The 11864-nt window shown below is 69.5% G+C and carries 14 protein-coding genes; 5 read left to right on the top strand and 9 right to left on the bottom strand.

Annotated features, from left to right (window positions below):
- Positions 1-17 precede the first annotated feature (17 nt).
- Together KUV85_RS06175 and KUV85_RS06180 are read right to left on the bottom strand one after the other, a co-directional pair.
- A complete protein-coding gene (locus KUV85_RS06175; RefSeq protein WP_219962332.1) occupies positions 18-1088 on the bottom strand; it encodes an META domain-containing protein in 1071 nt (356 codons plus the stop codon).
- Positions 1085-1585, bottom strand: a complete 501-nt coding sequence (locus KUV85_RS06180) for a SigE family RNA polymerase sigma factor (RefSeq protein ID WP_219962333.1) — start codon at positions 1583-1585, stop codon at positions 1085-1087. The genes KUV85_RS06175 and KUV85_RS06180 overlap by 4 nt, the downstream gene beginning before the upstream one ends.
- Before the next feature lie 130 nt (positions 1586-1715).
- Between KUV85_RS06180 and KUV85_RS06185 the strand changes: the two genes are divergently transcribed.
- The 3 genes from KUV85_RS06185 (at position 1716) to KUV85_RS06195 (ending at position 2979) form a co-directional block, all read left to right on the top strand.
- Positions 1716-2036, top strand: coding sequence for a nucleotidyltransferase family protein (locus tag KUV85_RS06185; RefSeq protein WP_219962334.1), 321 nt, complete (start codon positions 1716-1718; stop codon positions 2034-2036).
- Complete coding sequence (locus KUV85_RS06190) at positions 2033-2347, top strand: DUF86 domain-containing protein (RefSeq protein ID WP_425299387.1); 315 nt, start codon at positions 2033-2035, stop codon at positions 2345-2347. Before KUV85_RS06185 ends, KUV85_RS06190 begins: the two co-directional genes overlap by 4 nt.
- Before the next feature lie 395 nt (positions 2348-2742).
- Complete coding sequence (locus tag KUV85_RS06195) at positions 2743-2979, top strand: hypothetical protein (protein WP_219962336.1); 237 nt, start codon at positions 2743-2745, stop codon at positions 2977-2979.
- Positions 2980-3004: 25 nt separating this feature from the next.
- Here KUV85_RS06195 and KUV85_RS06200 read toward each other — a convergent pair whose 3' ends face one another.
- Complete coding sequence (locus KUV85_RS06200; RefSeq protein ID WP_219962337.1) at positions 3005-3271, bottom strand: hypothetical protein; 267 nt, start codon at positions 3269-3271, stop codon at positions 3005-3007.
- 111 nt (positions 3272-3382) lie between these two features.
- Positions 3383-3598, bottom strand: a complete 216-nt coding sequence (locus KUV85_RS06205; RefSeq protein WP_219962338.1) for a hypothetical protein — start codon at positions 3596-3598, stop codon at positions 3383-3385.
- Between the two features lie 66 nt (positions 3599-3664).
- Between KUV85_RS06205 and KUV85_RS06210 the strand changes: the two genes are divergently transcribed.
- Positions 3665-4309, top strand: a complete 645-nt coding sequence (locus KUV85_RS06210; RefSeq protein ID WP_219962339.1) for a potassium channel family protein — start codon at positions 3665-3667, stop codon at positions 4307-4309.
- 26 nt (positions 4310-4335) lie between these two features.
- Here KUV85_RS06210 and KUV85_RS06215 read toward each other — a convergent pair whose 3' ends face one another.
- The 5 genes from KUV85_RS06215 to KUV85_RS06235 form a co-directional block, all read right to left on the bottom strand.
- Positions 4336-5241 (bottom strand): universal stress protein, encoded by a 906-nt coding sequence (locus KUV85_RS06215; protein ID WP_219962340.1) that lies wholly within the window; start codon positions 5239-5241, stop codon positions 4336-4338.
- A 96-nt stretch (positions 5242-5337) separates the two neighbouring features.
- Positions 5338-6048 carry a thermonuclease family protein gene (locus KUV85_RS06220; protein WP_219962341.1) on the bottom strand — a complete coding sequence of 237 codons (711 nt, stop codon included), beginning with the start codon at positions 6046-6048 and terminating at the stop codon, positions 5338-5340.
- 101 nt (positions 6049-6149) lie between these two features.
- Entirely contained in the window at positions 6150-7232 is a 1083-nt protein-coding gene (locus tag KUV85_RS06225; protein ID WP_237690260.1) for a potassium channel family protein, read from the bottom strand.
- 34 nt (positions 7233-7266) lie between these two features.
- A complete protein-coding gene (locus KUV85_RS06230; RefSeq protein ID WP_219962343.1) occupies positions 7267-8238 on the bottom strand; it encodes a YihY/virulence factor BrkB family protein in 972 nt (323 codons plus the stop codon).
- A gap of 87 nt (positions 8239-8325) precedes the next feature.
- Entirely contained in the window at positions 8326-9774 is a 1449-nt protein-coding gene (locus KUV85_RS06235) for a glycine hydroxymethyltransferase (RefSeq protein WP_219962344.1), read from the bottom strand.
- A gap of 352 nt (positions 9775-10126) precedes the next feature.
- On the opposite strand from KUV85_RS06235, the gene KUV85_RS06240 reads away from it, so the two are divergent.
- Complete coding sequence (locus KUV85_RS06240) at positions 10127-11854, top strand: nitrite/sulfite reductase (RefSeq protein ID WP_219962345.1); 1728 nt, start codon at positions 10127-10129, stop codon at positions 11852-11854.
- Positions 11855-11864: the final 10 nt, after the last annotated feature.

Raw genomic sequence — 11864 nt, forward strand, 5'->3', positions numbered from 1 at the left:
TCGCAAGCGAGCCAGCATCATCGACGCTGGAGTCGCGCGACAATCATCCACGTCGCGGAGTGGAGGTAGCGGTCCCCGCCCACGGCGGTGGTGTAGCGCACTGCTTTGAGGCGCTCGAGCAATGGTGCCTCCACGTCGCAATCGGCAGTGGTGGCCGCCAGGTCCTCGATGCTGAGCCGCTGCCCCGCCCCATTGTTGTTGGAGCGGCGGTCATAGGTGCCACGTAGCGAGTTGCAGCCGGTGTCACCGACGAGGTTGCCATTGTCCAAGGTCAAGGACACCTCGCCCTGCAGCTCCGCCGGCAGCACCGACTTGCCCGACTTGCCGACGAGTGCGACGACGTCCCAGCTGCCGTTCAGCGCGTCGGTTCCTGTGGTGGTGTCTGCCCAGGCAGCGACGGGACCTTTCAACCGGTGCAGCCAGATGCCGCGTGCGGGGGTCCCGTTGACGGTGAGCAGTACCGCGTCCTCGGAGTCGAGAGCCTCTTGAGCGGTGCGGACGATCTGCTGCATCGCCACCGCCCCGTCAGGAGGGCAGGCCATGTCGATGGTCGGGTACGGGTCCCAGGGGTCCTTGTCGAGGTCGACGTTGATCACCGAGCCGTCGTGAACGACCGAACGAACCCTGTAGGACCCGTCTGGTCGCGAGAATGCGCGAATCGCGGGTCGACCGGGGCTCTGGTCGGCTACGAGGGCTTGGACAGCATGACGCGCTCGGTCACCGGTGCTGGGAATTGGTACGGCCTCGGGTCGGAACCCGGTCAGCGTCGGGCACTCCCCTGCCCGCGTCTCGGCCCCGGTCATCGAGCTGAACTCTGCTCGGAACACGGTCGCCGTGTCGGTATCCGGGTTGGCCAAGTCGTGGTCCTCGCCTGCGACCGGAGTTCGGGGGGCGTTCGCGTCGTGGATCGCAAACGCGACACCTCCGAGCAGGATGACCAGTATCGATGTCACGACTGCGGTGCCGGCGCGTCGCCGGCGGCGGACCCGATCGGCGGCACCGACCATGGATTCCACGGGTGGTGGTCGAACATAGACCTGACCGGCGGTGTGCTCGAGCAGTTCGGTGAGTCGCTGGTCGTTCGTCATGGCGTCCCTCGCAGTTCGGCCAGGTCGGAGTCGTCGGCGAGGACCTGCAACGCTCGTGACAGGCGGCTCTTGACGGTTCCAGGAGCCACGCCGAGGACGACGGCCATCTGATGCTCACTCAGGTGGGCGTAGTAGCGCAGCACCACCGCAGTTCGCTGGTCGCCGCTGAGCCGATCGAGACTGCGCAGCACAGCGTCGGCGGTGTCGATGCTCGAGGTCTGATCGGGGGTAGACGCCTCCGGCATGTCCGCGGTCGCTTTTTCGCGTGTCCACCGTCGTCGTCGTGACGAAGTGAAGGTGTTGACGACGATGCGGTGCACGTACGCGTCACGGTCCTCCGCCCGTTGGACCTTGCTCCAGTGAATCAGGCAGCGCATCAGCGCCGTCTGCACCACGTCCTCGGCCTCCACTTGTGAGCAGCCGAGTAGGACAGCAGCCCGAACGAGCCGCGACCACCTGGCCGCGACGTACGCGCTGAACTCGGCGTTCCTGTCCATCCCAGCCCGTTTCGCTCGAGGTCCTCATACCGTAGACGCGCCAACTCCCGGCCAGGGTTCCCTCCTCGCCCCCGTAGCGATCGGGCTCATGCACGCTCCACTCAACTGCACATATCGCTACGCTTGTGACATGAGCGAGCCAACGGACCACGCATTGAGGCTCCGCGCTGCGCTCGAACAGCAGCGCAGTGAGCTGACTGGGACGCTGGAAAGGTTCAGTGCGGCGAACCCGCGGTTGTTCGGATCGGTGGCGCGCGGTGACGCCGAAGAGGGCAGCGACCTCGATCTTCTCGTCGACCTGACGCCAGGGGCAGGCAATGAGCTACTCCGCGTGGCGGGGCTTGCGGAGGAGCTGAGTGAGCTTCTTGGGGTCCGGGTCGATGTCGTGGCCGCGCCGCTCCTGCGCGATGAGGTCTCTGCAACCGCGCTCAAGGACGCGGTGGCTGTGTGAGTCGCTCGGAAGCGCAGCGGTTGGCAGACATCCGCGGTGCGATCTCGAGATGCATCGCATACCGCGACCATCTCGATTCGGCGGAGTTGGGACCGATGGCCTACGACGCCATGCTCCGCAACCTCGCGGTGATCGGCGAGGCGGTCAAGGCTCTGCCCGATGACTTCAAACACGAGCGCGCGAGCATCCCTTGGACCTCGATCGCGGGCCTGCGCAACGTCGTTGTCCACGAGTACTTCCGGGTCAACCCGGAACTTGTCAGGGACATCGTCGACAACCAACTGGCGGCTTTGCTCACCGAGTTGGACTGACCTCGGCACACATCCAGTTGACCGTGGGCGCCCACTCCCCCGCCAGTGCAGACAGCGCTTCCGCGATCGCCTTGTCGCGATCTTGCGCGGCGTGCTGGTACCGAAGGGCCGCGCCGGCCGTGGAGTGTCCGAGCCTCGACATGAGCTCGGCCAGTGTCGCTCCGGTGGAGGCGGCGAGTACCGCCCCGGTGTGCCGCAGGTCGTGGAACCTCAGGTCGGGCCCACTGGGCGCGCGGGCGGTCAGCGTGCCGCCCCCCATCCAGTAGTGCCAGTCGCCGACCAGGTCTGCGGTGATGTATTGCCCGTGAGCGTGTCGTTCCGGTCCCCAGTTTGGGGCGTGCCGTCTGCACGCACCGCACCTAGCGTGGTCCGGGACGACCCTGGGGGTGGTATCGATGCACCGGGAGGAACCCGACTTCGAGGCCTGGGCGGCCAGGATCCGCGACCGGCAACGCGCGGAGCGCGAGGATCGGCCGAGGATCACGGTCAGTGATGCGTTCGCCTCGTTCCTGGTGATCGCCGGCATGTGGGCCGGAGCGTTGACAGTCCTCGCGGTCGCACTGCTGGCATCGCCCTGGTGGCCGGCCATTGCTGCCCTCGCGGGCCAACTGTTCGACGACGGCGACCGGTAGGACGTCGCTGCCGCTGCTGGCCCCGTCAGGCGAGCGCGGACCACGGCGCGACCGGCGCGAGCCCATGCGCAGCAAGGACGGCGTACAACCCGACGGTGAGCAACACCCAGAACGTCGCCGCCGCCGCACGACCGAGTTGCTCCTCGGTGGCGTTGCGCACCGGCACGCGGATGGCAGCTGCCACCGCCAGCACGCAGACGCCGAGAACGCCCACCAAGAAGCCGCTCCCGCCGCCGGCCAGTAGGACGGACGCACCCGCACCCAGCACGACGCTGACGGCGATGGCGCCCACGGCCACCACCTGCTCACCAGTGGCAGGAGCATCGCGGTCGACGGGACTCGAGTTCGAGGACATGCCTCATCAACGGGTCGGAGACGACCTTGGTCATGCCCCGGCCCGAGTTCACCCGTAGGCGGAGCCGCCGTACGACGCGGTGTCAGCGGGTCGCAGCTGGTCGAGAGTGAGCCACTCGGTCACGATGCGCTCGCGCGGGGTCACATAGGTGACCAGCGCCGTCCACGAGCCGTCGCGCTGCCGCTGCCAGCCCAGGAGCAGGCCGGGCATCTCGGTGGGCCCGTCGGGGCGGGCCCACACGTGCCTGATCCGTCCTGCTGCCACCACACCACAGTAGAACACATGTTCGATCCCACTATCGCGCGGACCGTGGCACTAGCGTGACCAGGCATGACCCGAGTCGAATCCTGGGAGCGGCGCACGGAGATCCCGCTCGTGCTCCTCGCACTGGCGTTCCTGGTGGCCTACGCATGGCCGATCCTCGACACCACCCTCGACGGCGACGTCCGCACGTGGTTGTGGGTGGTGTCCTGGACGGTCTGGGCGGCGTTCGCGATCGACTTCGCGGTGCGCCTCGCGTTGGCCGAGCAGCGCGTCCACTACGCGAAGACACACTGGTACGACGTCGCAATGATCGCGCTGCCGATGCTGCGGCCCCTACGCCTGCTGCGGCTGCTCGCGCTGACCCGCCTGCTCGGGCGGTCGGCGACCCGCAACCTCGCCCGGCGCGTGACGACGTACGTCGTCGGGGCCACCGTGATGACGATCGGGCTCTCGGCGCTCGCCGTCGTCGACGCCGAGCGCGGCCACCCCGACGCCAACCTCACCGAGGTCGGCGACGGGATCTGGTGGGCCTGCGTGACCGTGACGACCGTGGGCTACGGCGACCACTACCCCGTCACCACGGAGGGCCGGTTCATCGCCGGTGCGCTGATGCTGGTCGGCATCGCGCTCGTCGGTTCGGTGACGGCCGCCGTGGCCAGCTGGTTCGTCGAGCAGCTGCAGGCCGAGAACGACCAGGCCCCCGAGGGGTGACCGGCGGCTGACACGCTCCTCCCCCGTCAGGCGTCGTCGGAGCGCGGCACGACGACGACCGGGCACGGCGCGTACTCCACCATCGTGGTCGCGACCGAGCCGAGCAGCGCCTCGGCGACGGCACCGTGGGAGCGGGCACCGACGACGAGCAGGTCGCGACCGCGCGCTTGTTCCACCATGATCCGGTCCACGAGTCCCCGCGCGAGCTGCACGTGCACCTCGACGTCGGGGTACTTCTCGCGCAGCCCGGCCATCGACTCGCTCACCGACGCCCGCTCCTCGGCGTACGCCGCGTCGTCCTCGGCGATGAGCGCGTCGCCGTCCTCGCCCCGGGTGGGGTCCCAGAAGCAGTACAGGATGGTGAGCGGGGACTGCACCCAGGAGGCCGCCCGGAAGGCGTGGTCCAGCGTCCCCCCGGCCGGCTCGTCGGCATCGATGCCGACGAGTACGCCGCCACCCGACGACGCCTCGACGTGGGGGCGCAGGACGGCGACCGGGCAGGCGGCGTGGCGCGTCACCGCCGCGGCGACGGATCCCAGCAGCAGGCGACGGACCGCGCCGTGACCGCGGGACCCGATCGCGACCAGGTGCGCACCGTCGGAGAGTGCGACAAGCACCTCGCGCGCGTCGCCGATCTCGACGTGGGTCACGACCTCCACCTCGGGGTGGCCCTCCCGGATCCGGGCGGCAGCGGACTCCAGCATCGCGGTCCCGGCCTCGCGGGCCGAGTCCTGGAGTGCGGCGAGGTCCCCCGGCGGCACGGCCGGGAAGGCAACCCACGACGGGTGGGGCGGCTCGGCGGCGTGCACCAGGACCAGTGGCCGGTGCTCGCGGTCGGCCACGGTGGCGGCCCACTGCGCGGCGCGCTCGGCGTGGTCGGAACCGTCGAAGGCGACAACGACGGCGCCGCTGGGGATCGTTGAGGTGTTCATGCCCCCAGCCTCGACGGTGGGGCGGCGCCACGGCACCCGTCGGACGGGCCACGGTCGAGGGACGAAGGTCCCCCGACCGGCGGGGCGATCGTCAGCTCACCAGCACTGGCGCCAGAGACCGCGGTTGTGGTTCTTGGCCATCCGCTGCGCCGACCGGAAGGACGACACCTTCTTGAACGGCTTGCGGTAGACGTAGACCCTCGACATCCCGGACTTCACCTGGCGTCGGTTGGCGTCGGAGTTGCCCTTCTTCACGTAGCGCAGCAGCCGGCCGTAGCGGTCCTTGTAGTCCTGCGTCGGGTCGGACACGAGCAGGACCCGCTGCCCCTTCGGCAGGAACCTCGTCAGCTTGCGCGTCGCCGTGCCGTAGCCGCAGCGTCCACGCTCGGGGGTGTTGATGCCGATCATCCGGACCCGCTTGACGCGCTTGCCCAGGCGCACGTCGACGGTGTCGCCGTCGATCACGCGGACGACGCGGCCGCGCTGGCGCAGCGTCTTCTTCGCCTTCGGCTGCGTCGTGGTGCCCTTTGTGCCGCCGGAGGGCTTGGTGCTGTTGTTGCACGGGCAGGGCAGGGTCTCGCAGGCCACCCGGTCGCCGTCGGCGTCGAGGCGGTGGGGGTCGGCGCCGGGGTTGTTGTTGAGGAAGAACCGCTGGGCCTGGGCCTGGGTGTCGAAGTCGCCGCAATCCTTGTCGGCAGCGGCCGCGTGGGGTGCGGTGCCGATCCCGAGGACGGCGAGGTGGCCGAGCAGGAGCCCGAGGACGAGGAGACGCGCGAGCGGCGCGAGTGGGTGCATGGCGAGAATCATCCGGCGATCCTCAAGTCACCGCCGTTGATTCGACCAATGTCGCACAGGTCTGCCCGATCGGTCGGGTGACGGTGGTCCCTACGGACCAGGCGACGGCTCGCTCAGCCGCGGTCCTCCGCCGCGAGGTCCTCGTTGTGGGTGCCCGGCCGCGGCGCCCACGGCATCTCCTCGGCGGGGCGTACGACGATCAGTCGGTCGCCGCGCGCGAGCACGCCGACGACGGGGTCGAAGTACCGGTAGACCTTCTCGTCGCGCACGATCGCGATCACCTGGTCCGACAGTGACTGGGGCGGCTGGCCGACCTCGGAGACCAGCAGCTCGCGCTCGGCGACCTCGAGGCCGGACCCGTAGGAGAGCAGGTCCTCCATGACCTCGCCCAGGCTCGGCGAGACCGAGGAGAGGCCCAGCAGCCGGCCGACCGCGTCGGCGGAGGTGATGACCGAGTTCGCACCGGACTGGCGCATCAGCTTGCCGTTCTCGTCCTCGCGCACCGCGGCCACGATGAACACGTCGGGGTTGATCTGGCGCACCGTCAGCGTCGCGAGCACGTTGGTGTCGTCGCGGTCGGTGGTGATGATGACCTGGTCGGCGGAGCTGACGCCGGCCCGACGCAGGACGTCGCGACGCGTGGCGTCACCGGTGATCACGGCCAGTTGGTCGGCGTGGGCGTCGACGAGCGCGTCCTGGCTCGGGTCCACGACGACCACCCGCTCGCGCTCCTGGCCGTTGTTGATCAGGGTCTCCACCGCGCTACGGCCCTTGGTGCCGTAGCCGATGACCACCACGTGGTTTGCCATGTTCTTCCTCCACCGGGCGATCCGGAACTGTTCGCGCCCCTGGGCGGCCAGGACTTCGAGCGTCGTCCCGATCAGCAGGACCAGGAACGCGATCCGCGCCGGCGTGATGATGAAGGCGTTGATCAGCCGGGCGTGGGTCTCGATGGGCGCGATGTCGCCGTAGCCGGTCGTGCTCAGGGTGACGGTCGTGTAGTAGAAGGCGTCGACCAGCGAGACCGAGCCGTCGCTGGTGTCGGTGTAGGCGCTGCGGTCGAAGTAGACCAGCAGTGCGGCGCCGACCAGGATGCCGGCGGCCGCGCCGAGGCGCACCGCGAGCTGTCGCCACGGTGACGCATCACGCTCGGGCAGCGCGACGTTGGCGGAGCCCTCCGCCTGGCCTCCTCGCATCCTCACGGCCCCGAATCTAGAGGATCAGGTCGTCTCACCAGCGCTCCCTCGCCTCAGCGACGCGAGATCGCAGCCGCGCCATGAGCTCGCGGCGGGCGGTCGTCGTGCTCTCGGGCTGGAAGACGGTGTCGCAGGCGGCGTTGACCGCGGCGCCGATCAGGACCGCGATCGCGACCACGTAGAGCCAGATCAGCACCGCGATCGGAGCAGCCAACGGGCCGTAGATCGACCGTGAGTCCTGCGCCGTCACGGTGAGGATCCACCGCAGCAGGCCCGAGCCGACGATCCATGCGAGGAGTGCGAACGTGGCCCCGGGCAGGTTGAAGCGCCACTTGGTCCGGACCGGCACCGACACGTGGTAGAGCGTGGCGAGGAAGCAGATGCACAGCACGACGACGACGGGCCAGTAGAAGTTCATCAGGAACAGCGCCCGTTCGGGCAGGATCCCGCGCACGATCGTCGGACCGGCCACGACCAGCGGGATCGTCACTCCCCCGGTGACCATCGCCATGATGTAGAGCGAGAACGACAGGGCCCGCGTCTTGACGATCCCTCGGTGACCGCCGAGCCCGTGCATGATCGTGATGGTGTCGACGAAGACGTTGAGGGCACGCGAACCCGACCACAGTGCCAGCACGAAGCCGAGCGAGATCACGTCGAAGCGACCGCCGTCGAGCACCTCCGCCATCGTCGGCTGGATCACCCGGTTGACCGCGGAGTCGGTGAGGAAGGTGGAGAACAGGTCGACCACCGAGGAGGTGATCTGGTCCACCTGGGCCGCGGTGAAGCGGTCGGAGACGTAGCCGACGGCGCCCGCGAGCGCGAAGACCAGGGGCGGCACCGACAGCACGGCGAAGAAGGCGGCCTCCGCGGCCAGGCCGGTGACGCGGTACTTCAGGCAGGACCCGACGGTCGTGACCACGATCCGCCACGACACGTGCAGGGAGCGGCGGAGCGAGGACCCGGACGCAGCAGTGCGTGCTGCGCCCAGCTCCTCAGCGGTCATGGCCTCCACGGTAGCGAGCAACCGACCCCGGTCGCGGGAGGGCCCGCACCGAGATCGCGGCGCGTCAGGACGTCGTACGCCGCCTCGTCAGGACAGCTCCAGGCCCGGGTAGAGCGGGTGCTTGTCCAGCATCTCCGCCGAGGCGCCGCGCACCTTGTCCGCGACGCCGTCACCGAGCACGAAGGACGCCTTGGAGGTGTCGCCGGCCTTGGTGGTGCCGGGCTGGGTGTGCTCGAGCACGTGGACGATCAGGTCCGCGACGGCGTCGAACTCGTCGTGGCCGAAGCCGCGCGTGGTGAGCGCGGGGGTGCCCAGGCGGATGCCGGAGGTGTACCAGGCGCCGTTGGGGTCGCGCGGCACCGAGTTGCGGTTGGTGACCACCCCGGCCTCGAGCAGCGCCGACTCGGCCTGCCGACCGGTGAGGCCGAAGGAGGAGACGTCGAGCAGCACGAGGTGGTTGTCCGTGCCGCCGGTGACCAGGTTGGCCCCGCGGGAACGGAAGCCCTCGGCCAGCGACTGGGCGTTGTCGGCGATGCGCTGCGCGTAGTCGCGGAACTCCTGCGTGCGCGCCTCGGCCAGCGCCACGGCCTTGGCGGCCATGACGTGCGAGAGCGGGCCGCCGAGCACCATGGGGCAGCCCTTGTCCACCGAGGGCGCGAACTCCTCCTGGGCGAGGACCAGGCCGCCGCGGGGGCCGCGCAGGGACTTGTGCGTGGTGGTGGTGACGATGTGGGCGTGGGGCACCGGGTCCTCGTCGCCGGTGAACACCTTGCCCGCGACCAGGCCGGCGAAGTGGGCCATGTCGACCATCAGCGTGGCGCCGACCTCGTCGGCGATCTCGCGCATCTTGGCGAAGTTCACTCGGCGCGGGTAGGCCGAGTAGCCCGCGATCAGCACCAGCGGCTTGAACTCGCGCGCCTTGGCGCGCACCGCGTCGTAGTCCAGCAGCCCGGTCTCGGGGTCGGTGCCGTACTGCTGCTGGTGGAACATCTTGCCGCTGATGTTGGGCCGGAAGCCGTGGGTGAGGTGGCCACCGGCGTCCAGCGACATGCCCAGCAGCCGCTGGTTGCCCAGCTCCCGGCGCAGGTCCTCCCAGTCCTGCTCGGAGAGCTGGGCGACGTTCTTGGCGCCGAGCTTCTCCAGGGTGGGCGCCTCGACCCGGTGGGCAAGGATGGACCAGAAGGCCACCAGGTTGGCGTCGATGCCCGAGTGCGGCTGCACATAGGCGTACGGCGCGCCGAACAGCTCGCGGGCGTGCTCGGCGGCGAGCGCCTCGACGGTGTCGACGTTCTGGCAGCCGGCGTAGAAACGGTGGCCGATGGTGCCCTCGGCGTACTTGTCGCTGAACCAGGTGCCCATCGTCATCAGCACCGCCGGCGAGGCGTAGTTCTCGCTCGCGATCAGCTTCAGCGAGCTGCGCTGGTCGGCGAGCTCCTTCCGGGTCGCCTCCGCGACCCGCGGCTCGACCTGTCCGATCACCTCGAGGGCCTGGGAGTAGGCGCTGCTGACCAGGTTGGCGGAGGAACTGTCGCTCATGGAGGACACACTAGGCGGCAGCGGCGACGAGCGGGCCGTCGACTCCGCGGAGCGCCCGCCCGACCGTGTGACGTGTGTCGCAACCCCGGCGCCTTCCCCGCGGGACGACGCCCCACGTGTTCCACATACTGACACTCGGGTCCGCATCATGAGAACTCGCCTTGTGGCAGCCGCGTCCGCACCGTGAGACTTCTTGACATGGTCACTGCTGCGACTCACGCGCACCTCGTGGTACGCCGCCACGTCGATCTCGGGCGCACCCGCAGCATGATGTGTCGGCTCGGCTGACCTCTCCCCTGCCGACCCGATCACCGGCGCCGCCGGCGCCAGCCACCGAAGGACACATCACCCCATGGTCGACCTGCGCTACGAATCCCAGCCGCCCCAGCACACCGACGTGCCGCGTCCCCGCCGTGCCGAGGGACAGTGGGCGTTCGGCTACCGCGAGCCGCTGAACAAGAACGAAGAGGGCAAGAAGAACGACGACCCGCTCAACGTGCGGGACCGCATCCTCTACATCTACTCCAAGCGCGGCTTCGACTCCATCGACCCCGCCGACCTGGGCGGCCGCTTCCGCTGGATGGGCCTCTACACCCAGCGCAAGCCCGGTATCGACGGCGGCAAGACCGGCGCCCTGGAGGAGCACGAGCTCGACGACCGCTACTTCATGATGCGCGTCCGCTCCGACGGCGCGCTGCTCGCGCCCGAGGCCGTCCGCGCGCTCGGCACGATCGGCCGGGACTTCGCCCGCGACACCGCCGACGTCACCGACCGGGAGAACATCCAGTACCACTGGATCCGCATCGAGGACGTGCCCGAGATCTGGCAGCGCCTCGAGGACGTCGGCCTCACCTCGATGGAGGCTTGCGGCGACTCGCCCCGTCCCTTCCTCGGTTCCCCCGTCGCCGGCGTCTCCACCGAGGAGATCATCGACGGCACCAGCGCGCTGGAGGAGATCAAGCGGCGCTACATCGGCAACCCCGAGTTCTCCAACCTGCCGCGCAAGTACAAGACCGCGCTCACCGGCCACCCGGGCCACGACGTGTCGCCGGAGACGAATGACGTCTCCTTCGTCGGCAGCATGCACCCCGAGCACGGGCCCGGCTTCGACGTCTGGGTCGGCGGCGGCCTGTCGACGAACCCGCAGCTGACCACCAAGCTCGGCGTGTGGGTGCCCCTGGAGGACGTCCCCGACGTCTGGGAGGGCGTCACCTCGATCTTCCGCGACTACGGCTACCGCCGACTGCGCTCCCGCGCCCGGCTGAAGTTCCTGGTCAAGGACTGGGGCGGCGAGAAGTTCCGCGAGGTGCTGGAGAAGGAGTACCTCGGCAAGGAGATGGTGACCCTCGAGTCGCCGCAGTCCCCCGTCGGCCACCGCGACCACATCGGCGTCCACCCGCAGCACGACGGCAAGTCCTACATCGGCGTCGCACCGACCGTGGGCCGCGTCTCGGGCACGATGCTGGCCGACCTGGGCGACCTGATGGCCGAGTACGGCGTCGCGGGCGCCCGACTCACGCCGTACCAGAAGATCGTGCTGATCGGCGTCGAGAACGAGCACGTCGAGGCGCTGGTGGAGAAGCTGGACGCCATCGGTCTCTCGGCACGGCCGTCGAACTGGCGACGCAACACGATGGCCTGCACGGGCATCGAGTTCTGCAAGCTCGCCATCGTCGACACCAAGGACCGCTCGCGTGACCTGATCGCCGAGCTCGAGCGGCGATTCCCCGACCTGGACCAGCCGATCACCGTCAACGTCAACGGCTGCCCCAACGCCTGCGCCCGCACGCAGGTCGCCGACATCGGCCTCAAGGGCCAGCTGGTGATGGACGAGGACGGCAACCAGGTCGAGGGCTTCCAGGTCCACCTGGGCGGCGCGACCGGCCTGCAGGCCAACTTCGGCCGCAAGCTGCGCGCCCACAAGGTCACCAGCGCCGGACTGGACGACTACGTCAGCGCCGTGGTCGGCAACTACCTCGCCGACCGCAACGACGGCAGCGAGTCGTTCGTGGACTGGGTCGCCCGTGCGGAGGAAGACCTGCTGCGCGGCGACAAGCAGCTCCAGGGAGCCTCGTCGTGAGCGCGGCCGG

The sequence above is a fragment of the Nocardioides panacisoli genome (assembly GCF_019448235.1).
Classification (GTDB): domain Bacteria; phylum Actinomycetota; class Actinomycetes; order Propionibacteriales; family Nocardioidaceae; genus Nocardioides; species Nocardioides panacisoli_A.